Source organism: Pseudomonas sp. M5 (genome assembly GCF_016907075.1).
Classification (GTDB): domain Bacteria; phylum Pseudomonadota; class Gammaproteobacteria; order Pseudomonadales; family Pseudomonadaceae; genus Aquipseudomonas; species Aquipseudomonas putida_E.
In genome coordinates this window covers 3001199-3015404 of record NZ_JAFBBH010000001.1, presented here as the reverse complement: position 1 = coordinate 3015404, position 14206 = coordinate 3001199, and the positions used below count along the sequence as shown (strand labels likewise).

12 protein-coding genes are annotated in these 14206 nt (G+C 63.6%); 2 read left to right on the top strand and 10 right to left on the bottom strand.

Annotated elements, in window-relative coordinates; translation table 11 throughout:
* Nucleotides 1–3: 3 nt before the first annotated feature.
* On the bottom strand, nt 4–1269 hold the full coding sequence (locus JOE27_RS13740) for an Hsp70 family protein (RefSeq protein WP_204918991.1): 1266 nt from the start codon (nt 1267–1269) through the stop codon (nt 4–6).
* A 164-nt stretch (nt 1270–1433) separates the two neighbouring features.
* Between JOE27_RS13740 and cbpA the strand changes: the two genes are divergently transcribed.
* Nucleotides 1434–2387, top strand: coding sequence for a curved DNA-binding protein (cbpA, locus tag JOE27_RS13735; RefSeq protein ID WP_012316439.1), 954 nt, complete (start codon nt 1434–1436; stop codon nt 2385–2387).
* Nucleotides 2388–2389: 2 nt separating this feature from the next.
* Entirely contained in the window at nt 2390–2695 is a 306-nt protein-coding gene (locus JOE27_RS13730) for a chaperone modulator CbpM (RefSeq protein ID WP_012316438.1), read from the top strand.
* A 64-nt stretch (nt 2696–2759) separates the two neighbouring features.
* Here JOE27_RS13730 and JOE27_RS13725 read toward each other — a convergent pair whose 3' ends face one another.
* The 9 genes from JOE27_RS13725 to JOE27_RS13685 form a co-directional block, all read right to left on the bottom strand.
* On the bottom strand, nt 2760–3275 hold the full coding sequence (locus tag JOE27_RS13725) for a GNAT family N-acetyltransferase (protein ID WP_125924584.1): 516 nt from the start codon (nt 3273–3275) through the stop codon (nt 2760–2762).
* Between the two features lie 31 nt (nt 3276–3306).
* A complete protein-coding gene (gene urtE, locus JOE27_RS13720; RefSeq protein ID WP_115275485.1) occupies nt 3307–4005 on the bottom strand; it encodes an urea ABC transporter ATP-binding subunit UrtE in 699 nt (232 codons plus the stop codon).
* Between the two features lie 102 nt (nt 4006–4107).
* A complete protein-coding gene (gene urtD, locus JOE27_RS13715) occupies nt 4108–4965 on the bottom strand; it encodes an urea ABC transporter ATP-binding protein UrtD (RefSeq protein ID WP_069974045.1) in 858 nt (285 codons plus the stop codon).
* On the bottom strand, nt 4962–6041 hold the full coding sequence (gene urtC, locus JOE27_RS13710) for an urea ABC transporter permease subunit UrtC (RefSeq protein WP_115273785.1): 1080 nt from the start codon (nt 6039–6041) through the stop codon (nt 4962–4964). Before urtC ends, urtD begins: the two co-directional genes overlap by 4 nt.
* A complete protein-coding gene (gene urtB / locus JOE27_RS13705; RefSeq protein WP_204918988.1) occupies nt 6041–7528 on the bottom strand; it encodes an urea ABC transporter permease subunit UrtB in 1488 nt (495 codons plus the stop codon). Before urtB ends, urtC begins: the two co-directional genes overlap by 1 nt.
* Nucleotides 7529–7656: 128 nt before the next feature.
* Nucleotides 7657–8922, bottom strand: a complete 1266-nt coding sequence (urtA, locus tag JOE27_RS13700; protein WP_012316432.1) for an urea ABC transporter substrate-binding protein — start codon at nt 8920–8922, stop codon at nt 7657–7659.
* Nucleotides 8923–9108: 186 nt separating this feature from the next.
* The gene (gene cycA / locus JOE27_RS13695; protein WP_012316431.1) at nt 9109–10515 is read right to left on the bottom strand and encodes a D-serine/D-alanine/glycine transporter; all 1407 of its coding nucleotides are present in this window, start codon (nt 10513–10515) and stop codon (nt 9109–9111) included.
* Nucleotides 10516–10713: 198 nt separating this feature from the next.
* Nucleotides 10714–12078: a PepSY domain-containing protein gene (locus JOE27_RS13690; RefSeq protein ID WP_204918986.1), complete on the bottom strand. Its 1365-nt coding sequence runs from the start codon at nt 12076–12078 to the stop codon at nt 10714–10716.
* A gap of 59 nt (nt 12079–12137) precedes the next feature.
* Nucleotides 12138–14204, bottom strand: a complete 2067-nt coding sequence (locus tag JOE27_RS13685) for a TonB-dependent copper receptor (RefSeq protein ID WP_204918984.1) — start codon at nt 14202–14204, stop codon at nt 12138–12140.
* Nucleotides 14205–14206 lie beyond the last annotated feature (2 nt).

Sequence of the window (14206 nt, the reverse complement as noted above, 5' to 3'; positions counted from 1 at the left end):
AGCTCACCCGTAACGCTTGCGCGCCTCGATTGCCAGCCCGCTGCCGATGCTGCCGAAGATATTGCCCTCCACATGCCGCGCATTCGGCAGCATCGCCGCCACACTGTTGCGCAGCGCCGGAATGCCGCTGGAACCACCGGTGAAGAACACCGTGTCCACCTGACCTTCGCTTACACCGGCCTTGGCCAGCAGCTCGGTGACGCTGCCACGCACCCGCTCCAGCAGCCCTTCGATCGCGCCTTCGAACACCGCACGGGTCAGGTCCACGCCCAATTCGCGCTCCACGCGGCCGAGGTCGATACGGCGGCTTTCGTGGTCGGTCAGCTCAATCTTGCTGGCCTCGACCTCCATCGCCAGCCAGTGCCCGGCCCGTTGCTCGATCAGCTTGAACAGACGGTCGATGCCCAGGGTGTCCTCGATGTCATAGCGCATGCTGCCCAACGCCAGTTGCGACTTCTGCGAGTACAGGGCGTTGATGGTGTGCCAGGTGGCCAGGTTGAGGTGGTAGCTGGTAGGCATCAGCGCACCGCTCTTCATCCGGCTGCCGTAACCGAACAGCGGCATCACGCCCTGCAGGCTCAACTGCTTGTCGAAGTCGGTACCGCCGATGTGCACGCCGCCAGTGGCGAGGATGTCGCTCTGGCGCTCGGCCACTTGGTGACGCTCGGGTGACAGGCGTATCAGGGTAAAGTCCGAGGTACCCCCGCCGATATCCACGATCAGTACCAGCTCTTCACGGCTGATACCTGACTCGTAGTCGAACGCGGCGGCAATCGGTTCGTACTGGAACGACACGTCCTTGAAGCCGATCTTGCGGGCCACCTCGGCCAGGGTATCTTCGGCCTCCTGGTCGGCAGCCGGGTCCTCGTCGACGAAAAACACCGGGCGGCCCAGTACCACCTGATCGAAGCTGCGGTCGGCGGCGGTTTCGGCACGCTTTTTCAGTTCGCCGATGAACATGCCCAGCAGGTCCTTGAATGGCAAGGCGCTGCCCAGCACGCTGGTGTCGTGCTTGATCAGCTTGGAGCCCAGCAGGCTCTTGAGCGAGCGCATCAGGCGGCCTTCGTAGCCTTCCAGGTACTCGTGCAGTGCCAGCCGGCCATACACAGGGCGGCGCTCTTCGATATTGAAGAAAACCACCGAGGGCAGGGTGATCTTGCCGTCTTCCAGGGCTATCAGCGACTCGACCCCGGGGCGGTGCCAGCCGACCGTGGAGTTGGAGGTGCCGAAGTCGATGCCAAGGGCACGGGCCGGGGATACGTCAGACATGGGAAAAGGGCTTCCGGAGGCAAAACGGCCGCGCAGTTTATGCCACTTGGCCAGAGAATCAAGACCGGTCGTCTGCCTTGAAGCAAAGCCAAGCGCACCTTGAAAGGCTATGCTTGACCCTTATCTTCAGATGCAACACGAAAATTCACATTGGTGATCCATAGATGGACTTCAAAGACTACTACAAGATACTCGGCGTAGAGCCCACGGCGGACGAGAAGGCGATCAAGGCCGCGTACCGCAAGCTGGCGCGCAAGTATCACCCTGACGTCAGCAAGGAGCGCGACGCCGAGGAGAAATTCAAGGAGGCCAATGAGGCCTACGAGGTGCTTGGCGACGCCCAGAAACGCGCCGAGTTCGACGAGATCCGCAAGTACGGCGGCCAGCATGGTCGTCCATTCCAGGCCCCACCGGGCTGGGAGAACCGTGGCGGTGCGGGCGGTGGTTTCGAGGGCGGTGATTTCTCCGACTTCTTCAGCTCGATCTTCGGCGCACGGGGCGGCAACCCCTTTGGCGGCGCTCGGCAACAACGCAGTGCCGGCAGGCGAGGGCAGGATGTGGAACTGGAACTGGCGATCTTCCTTGAGGAAACCCTGAGCAAGGAGTCCAAGCAGATCAGCTTCCAGGTGCCGCAGACCAACGCCGCCGGCCAGCGTACCGGGTTCACGACCAAGACCCTGAACGTGAAGATCCCGGCCGGCGTGAGCGACGGTGAGCGCATCCGCCTCAAGGGCCAAGGAGCGCCGGGCAGCGCTGGCGGCGCCAACGGCGACCTGTTCCTGACCATCCGCATGGCACCGCACCCGCTGTTCGATGTCGAGGGCCAGGACCTGATCATCACTGTGCCACTGGCACCGTGGGAGGCGGCATTGGGCACCAAGGTGGCGGTGCCGACCCTGGACGGCAAGATCAACCTGACCATCCGCCCCGACAGCCAGAGTGGCCAGCGCCTGCGTGTGCCTGGCAAAGGCCTGGCGAACAAGCAGGGTGAGCGCGGCAACCTCTACGCCCAGCTCAAGGTAGTCATGCCGCCGGCATCCGACGCCTCTACCCGCCAATTGTGGACCCAGCTTTCCGAGAAGGCGGCGTTCAATCCGAGGACACAATGGAGTAAGTGATCATGAGCAGCACCCTGATCGTTCAACTGGACATGCGCACGCTTTGCCAGGAGGCCGATATCACGGCCGACTACGTGGTCGAGATCGTCGAGCACGGCATCGTTGAACCTTCGGGGCGAACGCCGGAGGAATGGTTGTTCGATGATCAGGCGCCGCTGCTGGCCAGGCGTGCGGCAAAGCTGCACCAGGAGCTGGAACTGGAGTGGGAAGGGGTGGCGCTGGCGCTGGAGCTGTTGCAGGAAGTGCAGCAGTTGCGCAGCGAGAACAGCATGCTGAAACAGCGGCTGGGCAGGTTTACCCAGATGTGATGTCGATTGCAGTGGCCCCAGCGCCGGCTTGCTGGCGATGGGGCCACTGCAATCAGCAAAAAACTCAGGCTGGCTCTGCCCCCGGGTCGAGCACCAGCTGCATGAAAGTCAAATCCAGCCACCGCCCGAACTTCACCCCCACCTGGGGCATCTGCCCTGTCACCACGAAGCCCAGACGCTCATGCAGGCGGACCGACGCGGCATTGCCACTCTCGATGGCCGCGACCATCACATGCTTGCCACACCCCCGCGCGCGCGCGATCAGTGCTGCCATCAATTGCGGCCCCAGGCCCTTGCCGCGCTGATCGCCACGGATATACACCGAATGCTCCACGGTATTGCGAAAACCCTCGAACGGCCGCCAATCGCCAAAAGACGCATAGCCCAGCACACCGCTGTGATCCACTGCCACCAGAATCGGATAGCCCTGCTGTGCCCGGGCCTCGAACCAGGCCTCTCGGTTGCCCAGGTCCACCGGCGTATCGTTCCAGATCGCCGTGGTGTTGCGCACCGCGTCGTTATAAATGTCGAGGATGCCCGGCACGTCGGCGGGCAGGGCATCGCGAATTTCGTGGCTCATTGCTGCGTCTCACAAGGTCTAGGGCTGCAGATTAAATGGTTACCAGCCCACGCACACCTTCGGCCTGCATGTTTTCACCGCGCCCGCGCTGGATGATTTCGCCACGGGCCATGACCAGATACTGGTCGGCCAGCTCCTCGGCAAAGTCATAGAACTGCTCCACCAGCAGGATGGCCATGTCGCCACGCTCTGCCAGGCGGCGGATGACCGCACCGATCTCCTTGATGACCGATGGCTGAATGCCTTCGGTGGGTTCGTCGAGGATCAGCAGGCGTGGCCGGCTGGCCAGGGCGCGGCCGATGGCCAGCTGTTGCTGCTGGCCGCCGGACAGGTCACCGCCGCGGCGTTGCTTCATCTGTTCCAGCACCGGGAACAGTTCGTAGATGAACGCAGGCACCTCACGGGCCTCGCGCGCCGGGAAGCGCGACAGGCCCATCAGCAGGTTTTCCTCGACGCTGAGCCGCGCGAATATCTCACGCCCCTGGGGCACATAGGCGATGCCTGCGTGTACCCGTTGCTGTGGCTTGAGCGTGGTGATCGGCTTGCCTTCCCAATCGACGCGGCCTTCGCGTGGCGGCACCAGGCCCATCAGGCAGCGCAGCAGGGTGGTCTTGCCCACGCCGTTGCGCCCGAGCAGGCAGGTGACTTCCCCGACCTTGGCTTCGAAGGACAGGCCGCGCAGGATGTGGCTGCCGCCGTAGTACTGGTGCAATTCACTGACTTCAAGCACTTTCAATTCCTCGTTCTTGTCAGCTACAAGCTTCAAGCTTCAAGCGGCAAGATGGAGCGCACGGCTACTGCTTGCGGCTTGAGGCATGCCACTTGAGGCGCGTCAGCGCCCTAGATAAACCTCGACCACCCGCTCATCCGCTTGCACCTGCTCCAGCGACCCCTCTGCCAGTACGCTGCCCTGGTGCAGCACGGTCACATGGTCGGCAATGCTGCCGACAAACCCCATGTCGTGCTCCACCACCATCAGCGAATGCTTGCCGGCCAGGCCTTTGAACAGCTCAGCGGTGAACTCGGTTTCGGCATCGGTCATGCCGGCCACCGGCTCGTCGAGCAGTAGCAGTTGCGGCTCCTGTACCAGCAACATGCCGATCTCGAGGAACTGTTTCTGCCCATGTGACAGCAGGCCTGCCTGGCGCTGGGCCAGGGGTAGCAGGCGCAAGGTGGTCAGCACCTCTTCGATGCGTTGCTGTTGCTCACCGCTCAAGCGTGCCGTCAGGCAGGCCCAGACTGACTTATCGGTTTTCAGTGCCAGCTCAAGGTTCTCGAACACGGTCAGTGCTTCGAACACCGTGGGCTTCTGGAACTTGCGGCCAATGCCGGCCTGGGCGATCTGGTATTCGCTCATGCGGGTCAGGTCCAGGGTATCGCCGAAGAAGGCACTGCCGGTGTCGGGGCGCGTCTTGCCGGTAATCACGTCCATCATGGTGGTCTTGCCGGCACCGTTGGGGCCGATGATGCAGCGCAACTCCCCCACACCGATGTACAGGTTCAGGGCATTGAGTGCCTTGAAACCATCGAAGCTGACGCTGATGCCTTCCAGGCTCAGCACCGTGCCGTGACGGGTATCCAGCCCCGCTTCACGGCGGCTGCCCAGGCCGATGGCGTCACGGCCGCTGCCAAGGTTGTCGAATACCGGTTCGAGCATGAATTCCGGATGCACTGGGGGCACGCCTTTCATGGCTGGCTCCTTTTCTTCAGCAGGCCGACCACGCCCTTGGGCAGGTACAGGGTGACGAGGATGAACAATGCGCCGAGGAAGAACAGCCAGAACTCGGGGAAGGCCACGGTGAACCAGCTTTTCATGCCGTTGACCAGGCCCGCGCCCAGCAGCGGGCCGATCAGTGTGCCGCGCCCGCCCAAGGCTACCCAGACAGCAGCCTCGATGGAGTTGGTCGGCGACATCTCGCTGGGGTTGATGATGCCCACCTGTGGCACATACAGCGCACCCGCCAGGCCGCACAGCACGGCGCTCAGTACCCACACCAGCAGCTTGAAGCCCCGTGGGTCATAGCCACAGAACATCATGCGGTTTTCTGCATCGCGTACGGCGGTGAGCAGGCGGCCGAACTTGCTCTGGGTCAGGCGCCAGCACAGGTACAGGCTTGCCAGCAGCAAACCTACGGTCAGCAGGAACAGCACGGCGCGGGTGCCTTGGGAGGCAATGTCGAAGCCCAGAATCGTGCGGAAACTGGTGAAACCGTTGTTGCCGCCAAACCCTGTCTCGTTGCGGAAGAACAGCAGCATGCCGGCGAAGGTCAGGGCCTGGGTCATGATCGAGAAATACACGCCCTTGATCCGCGAGCGGAAGGCGAAGAAGCCAAACACCAGTGCCAGCAGGCCCGGTGCCAGCACCACCAGGCACAGCGCCCAGGCAAAGTGCTGGGTACCGGCCCAGTACCACGGCAGTTCGCTCCACGACAGGAATGTCATGAACCCCGGCAGGCCGTCACCGGCGGCCTGGCGCATCAGGTACATGCCCATGGCGTAGCCACCGAGGGCGAAGAACAGCCCGTGGCCGAGCGACAGCAGCCCTGCGTAGCCCCAGACCAGGTCCAGGGCAAGGGCGACGATGGCGTAGCAGAGGATCTTGCCGACCAGGGTGAGTGTGTAGGCCGAGACCTGCAAGGCATGGTCGGGCGGCAGCAACGACAGCAGCGCCATGGCCAGCAACAGCAGGACGACGACAGTACCGATGGCCAGCGACAGGCGCGGCCCGGCTTTTTGCGAAGCGGTGACAAGCAGTGGCTGGTTCATCAGTCGATTACCCGTCCCTTGAGGGCGAACAGGCCTTGCGGGCGCTTCTGGATGAACAGAATGATCAACGCAAGGATGAGGATCTTGCCAAGCACCGCGCCGATTTGCGGCTCCAGCAGCTTGTTGGCTATCCCTAGGCCGAAGGCGGCCCAGAGGCTACCGGCCAGTTGCCCGACACCGCCGAGCACCACTACCAGGAACGAGTCGATGATGTAGCTCTGGCCAAGGTCCGGGCCGACGTTGCCGACCTGGCTCAGCGCTACACCACCAAGCCCGGCGATGCCCGAGCCCAGGCCGAAGGCGAGCATGTCCACCCGCCCGGTGGACACACCACAGCAGGCAGCCATGTTGCGATTCTGGGTGACCGCACGTACGTTCAGGCCCAGCCGCGTGCGGTTGAGCAGCAGCCAGGTCAGCAGTACCACCGCCAGGGCGAAGGCAATGATCACCAGGCGGTTGTAGGGCAGCACCAGGTTAGGCAACAGCTGGATGCCACCAGACAGCCAGGCCGGGTTGCTGACCTCGACGTTCTGCGCGCCGAACAGCAGGCGGATGGCCTGGATCAGCATCAGGCTGATGCCCCAGGTCGCCAGCAGGGTTTCCAGCGGGCGGCCGTAGAGGTGGCGGATCACCGTGCGCTCCAGGGCCATGCCCACCCCGGCGCTGACGGCGAAGGCCACTGGCAGGGCAATCAGCGGGTAGAACTCGATTGCGCCTGGCGCGTAGCGCTGCAGCAGCACCTGGACCATGTAGGTGCTGTAAGCACCGAGCATGAGCATCTCACCGTGGGCCATGTTGATCACGCCCAGCAGCCCGAAGGTGATCGCCAGGCCAAGGGCCGCCAGCAGCAGGATCGAACCCAGCGACAGGCCGCTGAAAGCCTGGCCGAGCAGCTCACCGAACAGCAGCTTGCGTTTGACCTGCGCCAGGCTTGTTTCAGCGGCAGTGCGCACGCCTGCGTCGGTTTCCACATCGGGTTGCAGCAAGGCCTCCAGGCGGGCGCGGGCCAGCGGGTCGCCGGTTTCGCCGAGCAGGCGTACCGCCGCCAGGCGCACGGCTGGCTCGCTGGCGCCCAGTTGCAGGTTGGCCAGTGCCAGGCCAAGCGCTGCGTGCACGGTAGTGTCGGGTTCGCTGGCAAAGCGCCGGTCGAGGAATGCCATTTGCGCCGGTTGTGCACTTTTTTGCAGTTGCTGGGCGGCGGCCAGGCGAGTGTCGCTGTTGTCGCTGAGCAACTGGTGGCTGGCCAGGGCGTTATCGATCAGGCCGCGCAGGCGGTTGTTAAGGCGCACTTTGCGGGTGTCATCGGCTGCGATGCGGCCCTGGCGCAGGTTTTCCAGCAGCGGCAGGCGCGCGGCGTCGGGTTGCGCCGCCCAGCCTTCGAGCAGGCGAGCCTGCTCGGCGGGCTTGGCGGTGAGGAAGAATTCGCCCTCGCTGGCCTGGGTTGCCAGGGGCAGCAGGAGCAGCAGGGTGAGGAGGAGTCTGAGCATGCGGGCAATCCTGGAAATCGGCGGTGGATTCATCGCCGGCAAGCCGGCTCCCACAGGGTGGTGCTGTTCTCAGGGCCCTGTGGAAGCTGGCTTGCCAACGAAGGGGCTGCAGCGCAGCCCCAGTGCACTCAGTTGCCTTTCACTGCATAGTCAGGGCGCTTGTCGTTGCCCGGAATGAACGGGCTCCACGGCTGCGCGCGCAGCGGCTGTTCGGTTTCCCAGACCACGCTGAACTGCCCGTCATCCTGGATTTCGCCGATCATCACCGGCTTGTGCAGGTGGTGGTTGGTCTTGTCCATGGTCAGGGTGAAGCCGGACGGTGCCTTGAAGGTTTGCCCACCCAGGGCTTCGCGTACCTTGTCGACATCGGTGGACTTGGCTTTTTCCGCCGCTTGCGCCCACATGTGGATGCCCACGTAAGTGGCTTCCATCGGGTCGTTGGTCACGGCCTTGTCGGCACCCGGCAGGTTCTTGGCTTTGGCGTAGGCCTTCCAGTCGGCGACGAACTTCTGGTTGACCGGGTTATCCACCGATTCGAAGTAGTTCCAGGCGGCGAGGTGGCCTACCAGCGGCTTGGTGTCGATGCCGCGCAGTTCCTCTTCACCCACCGAGAACGCCACCACCGGTACGTCGGTGGCTTTCAGGCCCTGGTTGGCCAGCTCCTTGTAGAACGGTACGTTGGAGTCGCCATTGACGGTGGAGATAACGGCGGTTTTGCCGCCTGCCGAGAACTTCTTGATGTTGGCGACGATGGTCTGGTAATCGGCGTGGCCGAACGGCGTGTAGACCTCTTCGATATCCTTGTCGGCCACGCCTTTGCTGTGCAGGAAGGCGCGCAGGATCTTGTTGGTGGTGCGCGGGTAGACGTAGTCGGTGCCGAGCAGGAAGAAACGCTTGGCGCTGCCGCCGTCTTCGCTCATCAGGTATTCCACGGCCGGGATCGCTTGCTGGTTGGGCGCGGCGCCGGTGTAGAAGACGTTCGGCGACATCTCTTCACCTTCGTACTGCACCGGGTAGAACAGCAAGCCGTTGAGCTCTTCGAACACGGGCAGCACCGACTTGCGTGACACCGAGGTCCAGCAGCCGAACACCACCGCGACCTTGTCCTGGGTCAGCAACTGGCGGCTCTTTTCGGCGAACAGTGGCCAGTTGGATGCAGGGTCGACCACCACCGGTTCGAGCATCTTGCCGTTGACCCCGCCCTTGGCGTTGATCTCGTCGATGGTCATCAGCGCCATGTCCTTGAGCGATGTTTCGGAAATCGCCATGGTCCCGGACAGCGAATGCAGGATGCCGACCTTGATGGTCTCGGCGGCCTGGATGCTCCAGCTAAGGCCCATCGCCGCAATCGATGCGCTGAGGGTAAAGGCCTTGATCAGACTGCGACGCTTCATGTGCTCTCTCCGCTGAGTTTTTTTGTGTTGGCCAAGCGGAGGGGGCTGTTGCAAGGGGTGTGCCGAACGGCAAAAGGTGCGTAATAGAAGGGCTGTGCGAGGTGTTGGGGCGTTTGCAAGGTCCAGGTTGGTGCCTGAGATGTTTGTGTGCACAGGATTGGGGCTGCAAGGCAGCCCCGGAGTGCATCAGCTGTTGCGTACAGCTGTCCGCGGATGGCGCTTGCTACGCACACCCTGGTAGGTGACGGCCAGCAACACGAACCAGATCGGCGTGACGATCAGCGCAGAGCGGGTGTCCGCTTCCAGGCTCAGCAGCACCAGGATAAAGGCGAAGAACGCCAGGCACACGTAGCACATGAAGCGCCCGCCCGGCATCTTGTAGGTCGATGCCTGGTGCAGCGCCGCACGGGTTTTGCGGTACTTCAGGTACGACAGCAGGATCAGCGTCCAGACAAACATGAACAGCACTGCCGAAACCGTGGTGACCAGGGTGAATGCTTCGATCACGTTCGGCACCATGTAGATCAGCACCGCGCCAAGCAGCAGGCAGGTGCACGAGAAGTACAGGCCGTTGGCCGGTACGGCGCGGCTCGACAGTTTTTCGAATGCGCGCGGTGCGTCGCCTTCCTGGGCCAGGCCGAAGAGCATGCGGCTGGTGGAAAACACGCCGCTGTTGGCCGACGAGGCCGCCGAGGTCAGCACCACGAAGTTGATGATGCTCGCCGCCGCTGGCAGGCCGGCCAGCACGAACAGCTCGACGAACGGGCTCTTGCCCGGCACCACATCGCGCCATGGGGTCACAGCCATGATCGCGATCAGTGCCAGCACGTAGAACACGATGATACGGATCGGGATCGAGTTGATCGCCCTTGGCAGGGTGCGTTCAGGGTTCTTGGCTTCGGCGGCGGTGGTGCCGACCAGCTCGATGCCGACGAAGGCGAACACGGCAATCTGGAAGCCGGCGAAAAAGCCCATCAGGCCGTTGGGGAACATGCCGCCGTCGTTCCACAGGTTGGCCAGCTGCGCGGTGCGCCCGCTCGGCGACTCGAAACCGGTGATGACCATGTACAGGCCGGTGGCGACCAGGCCGAGGATGGCGACGATCTTGATCAGGGCGAACCAGAACTCCATCTCGCCGAACATCTTCACGGTAACCAGGTTAAGCGACAGCAGTACTGCAACGCAGGTCAGGGCGGGTATCCACTGTGGCAGGTCCGGGAACCAGAACTGCGTGTAGGCGGCAATGGCAACCACGTCGGCAATGCCGGTGACCACCCAGCAGAACCAGTAGGTCCAGCCGGTGAAGTAGCCGGCCCAGGGGCCGAGCAGGTCGGCCGAGAAATCGATGAACGACTTGTAGTTGAGGTTCGACAGCAGTAGTTCGCCCATGGCGCGCATGACGAAGAACAGCATGAAGCCGATGATCATGTAGACGAAGATGATCGACGGCCCCGCCAGGCTGATGGTCTTGCCCGAGCCCATGAACAGGCCGGTGCCGATGGCGCCACCGATGGCGATCAGCTGGATGTGGCGGTTGGTCAGGTTACGCTGCAGGTGCTGCGCTTGAGCAGGAGGGGAAGAGGTCCGGGTCATTGGCTGCATTCCATTGAGGGTCAGTCTTTTTGTGAAAGCCGCGTAGGCTAACACGCGCGTCCCAAATCGGGGCGCGACAGATCGACTCGACTTTTCAGTAGCAGATGGCCGCTGTGCGGCCCTTTCGCGACACAAGGCCAACGCGGCTGTAGGAGCGGCCTTGTGTCGCGAAAGGGCTGCACAGCAGCCCCAGTGGCCTCAAATGCTGGCCAACACCCTGCGCCTTACCACCAGGCTGTCCACCACCCACATCACCACCATCGACACCCCCACCAGCGGGAAGATCACCCCTAGCACCAGCATCACCCCCACCGCCGCCTTCCAGCGCGGCAGGTCATGGCGCAGTGCCGGTACCCCAAGGCCACCGGCCGGCCGGCGTTTCCACCACATCACCAGCCCGCTCACCGAACCCAGCAAAATCATCAGGCACACCAGCAGAATGATGATCTGGTTCAGCACGCCGAACATCTTGCCCTCGTGCAGCATGACGCCCAGCTCGGTCGCCCGGGCCACCGGGCTGTAGTCCTGCCAGCGCACGTCGGCCAGCACCTTGCCGGTGTACTGATCGACATGCAGGGTGGCATCGTTGCGCGGGTCGTCGGCGAACACGGCGATGGTGAATACGCCATCGGCAGTGGTCGGCACGGTGATGCTGTAGCCGGGTTCCACCTCGCGCGCGGTGGCGAGGTCCTGTACCTGCTGCAGGCTCACCTGAGGGGCCGCTGGCCTGTTCGACATCATGTGGTGCCCGGCATGTTCGGCATGCGCACCGGACTGCGGCATCGGCGTGTTTTCCATGGCCCAGGGCACCGTCTGGCGGTGGGCGCTGTTCAGTTCACCGGCCTGTTGATCGGACTTGGGCACGTCATTCCACATGGCCGCCGGGAAGCGGTTCCACAGGTCGGCGTACTGTTTGCCCCACAGGCCGGTCCAGGTCATGCCGCTGAGCAGCATCAGCAGCAGCAGGGCCGAGCCCCAGAAGCCGCTGACCGCGTGCAGGTCGCGCCAGAGCAGCCGGCCACGCGCCGACAGCCGTGGCCACAGCACGCCACTGCCGGCGCGCCCGCGCGGCCACCACAGGTACAGGCCGGACACCACCAGCACGATGCCCCAGCCGGCTGCCAGTTCCACCAGTCGGTCACCAAGCGTACCGACCATCAGCTCGCCATGCAGGGCGCGGGCGACCGCCTGCAGGTTCTGCTTGGCATCCTGTTCGCCCAGGATCTTGCCGCTATACGGGTTGACGAACACATTCAGTTCGCGCCCACCGTCATGCACCACGAACTGCGCGCTGCGCTCGGCATCGATGGGTGGCAGATATTGGCCCACATGGCCTTTGGGGTAGGCCTGGCGCACTTCGGCCAGCATCACGTCGGCGCCCTGGCGGTGATGGCTGGCCTCGACCACCATCAGGTCACGGTACAGCAGTGGGTCCAGCTGCGGTTTGAACAGGTAGATGATCCCGGTAATCGCCAGCAGGATCATGAACGGGGCGACGAACAGCCCCGCATAGAAATGCCAGCGCCAGGCCAGGTTGTAGAATGAAACGCGTGTTCCGCTCATGGGAACCTCCTGTTTGACCAGCTGAGGGGCGCAACCAGCGGCTGCGCCCGTTGTTGTTGTCAGAAGCTGAAATCGACCTTGGTCCAGAACGTCCTGCCCGGTTCGTTGACCGGCTGTGGATCGGAAGCCGGGTAGCCGAACCCGGCGTTCCCGGCCAGGTTCAGGTGCTCGGCGTAAGCCTTGTCGAACAGGTTGTCGACGCCTGCGCTGAGCTTGAGGTTGTTGTTTACCTTGTAGGCCCCATTGAGCGAGAACACGCCGAACCCGGCGCTTTTTTCGTAGTCCTTGCCGACCACATTGCCCTGGTTTTCGGCGATGCGGTTCTGTGCAGCCACCAGCCGCCACAAGGCCCCGGCGCTCCAGGTGTCGCGGCTGTAGGTCAGGCCCATGCGGCTTTCCAGTGGTGGCATCTGCGGCAGTGCCTTGCCGTCACTGCTGTTCTTGCCCCAGGCGTAGGCCAGGGTCGCATCGGCCTTCCAGGTTTCCGTCAGCTTGTAGGCGGCGCCCAGTTCGCCACCCATGATGCGGGCGTCGATGTTCTGCGCCTGGGAGGTGCTCATGCCCATCATGCCGGTACGGTAGTCGAACAGGATGTAGTCGCGGATCTGCCCGACATAACCCGAAGCCCAGGCTTCAAGGCGCTCGTCGCGGTACTGGATGCCGAAGTCGAGCTGGGTGGTCTTTTCTGGCTTGATGCCGTCGAAGGCGTTGGCGGCGCCAGAGGGCGCCAGCTTGGGCGAGAACAGCTCCCAATAGTCGGGGAAACGCTGGGCATGGCCAAGGCCGATGTAAGTGGTGGCCGGCACCGCCGCGAGGTCGTGCTCATAACGTACGAAACCGCTGGGTAGGGTATCGGCGCGGGTATCACCTTCGGTAGCGCTGCCAGCCCGGAAGTCGCGGGCGGAGGCGCGATCGAGACGGGCGCCGGTGATCAGCCGGTCAACCCCTGTGGCGTACCAGGTCAGTTCGCCAAAGGCCCCATAGTTATGGAAGTCGGCATCCTTGGTCCAGGGCTGGCCCTTGTGCGCATCAACGCCCATGCCGCCACGCTGGCGATGTTCGTTGGTCTGTGCGTCGATGCCACTGATCAGTTGCACGTCGGCCCAGCGCCAGGTGGCCTTGATGCGTGCGCCCATTGTGCGGCGGTCGACATTGCTGACCATGGGCATGCCCATCATGCCGCTGCCCGATGGGGTGCGCAGGCTGTAGTTGTCCATCACGTGGTCGGCGTAGTTGTAATAGACCTGTGCCTCGACCTTGTCGAGCACCTCGCCCAGGTTGGACTTTTCAAAGCGCAGGCCCAGGCTTTCGCGCTTGAACTGCGAGCCGTCCATGCCACGGCCGGCATAGCGGGCCTCGCCGTCACCCTTGCCGGCGGTGAGTTCGAGCAAGGTGTCCTGGTCGGGCGTCCAGCCCAGGGTCACATCGCCGTTCCATTTGTCCCAGCGCGAGGGCACGGTGTCGCCGTTGCCGTCCTGGTAGTCGTCCGAGCGCGACTGGTTGCCGACGAAGCGCGCATAGGCCTGGCTATTGCCTGCGGCGGCGTCGAGCACCTGATCGAAGCGGCCGTTGGAACCGGCCAGCAGGCTGGCGTTGATCCGGCTGCCGAGGGTGCCGAATTTTTCCGGTTCACGTTCGAAAAGGATGGTCCCGGCAGAACCACCGGGGCCCCAGATTACGCTTTGCGGGCCTTTGATAACCGTGAGGCGGTCATAGGTTTCCGGCGCGATGTAAGAGGTCGGTGCGTCCATGCGGTTGGGGCAGGCACCTAGCATCACACCGCCGTTGGTGAGGATGTTCAGGCGCGAACCGAACATGCCGCGCAGCACCGGGTCACCGTTGGTGCCACCGGCGCGGATGGCTGAAAAACCAGGGATGGTCTTGAGGTAATCGGCACCATCGCTGGCCGGCACGGGCTGGCGCGGGTCTTTGGGGTTGGTGACGACCGTCAGGGGCGAGCTGGGTGCGATGGCGGTGATCACCGTCGGGCTCAGCTCGGGCGGCGCTTGCTCGTGCGTTTCATGGCCAGGTTCGGCGGCCAGGGCCATGGGTGCGAGCAGCGACCCGCACAACACGGCGAATGTCCCTCGCAGAGAGGGGGCGAATACAGGGGTGCAGCCGGACATAG

Excerpts from the sequence above, each read along its gene's own strand:
- JOE27_RS13690 (WP_204918986.1), bottom strand. The coding sequence starts at position 12,078 with ATGAGCGGAACACGCGTTTCATTCTACAACCTGGCCTGGCGCTGGCAT.
- urtC (WP_115273785.1), bottom strand. The coding sequence starts at position 6,041 with ATGAACCAGCCACTGCTTGTCACCGCTTCGCAAAAAGCCGGGCCGCGC.
- cycA (WP_012316431.1), bottom strand. The coding sequence starts at position 10,515 with ATGACCCGGACCTCTTCCCCTCCTGCTCAAGCGCAGCACCTGCAGCGT.
- cbpA (WP_012316439.1), top strand. The coding sequence starts at position 1,434 with ATGGACTTCAAAGACTACTACAAGATACTCGGCGTAGAGCCCACGGCG.
- JOE27_RS13725 (WP_125924584.1), bottom strand. The coding sequence starts at position 3,275 with ATGAGCCACGAAATTCGCGATGCCCTGCCCGCCGACGTGCCGGGCATC.
- JOE27_RS13740 (WP_204918991.1), bottom strand. The coding sequence starts at position 1,269 with ATGTCTGACGTATCCCCGGCCCGTGCCCTTGGCATCGACTTCGGCACC.
- urtA (WP_012316432.1), bottom strand. The coding sequence starts at position 8,922 with ATGAAGCGTCGCAGTCTGATCAAGGCCTTTACCCTCAGCGCATCGATT.
- JOE27_RS13730 (WP_012316438.1), top strand. The coding sequence starts at position 2,390 with ATGAGCAGCACCCTGATCGTTCAACTGGACATGCGCACGCTTTGCCAG.
- urtD (WP_069974045.1), bottom strand. The coding sequence starts at position 4,965 with ATGAAAGGCGTGCCCCCAGTGCATCCGGAATTCATGCTCGAACCGGTA.
- JOE27_RS13685 (WP_204918984.1), bottom strand. The coding sequence starts at position 14,204 with ATGTCCGGCTGCACCCCTGTATTCGCCCCCTCTCTGCGAGGGACATTC.
- urtB (WP_204918988.1), bottom strand. The coding sequence starts at position 7,528 with ATGCTCAGACTCCTCCTCACCCTGCTGCTCCTGCTGCCCCTGGCAACC.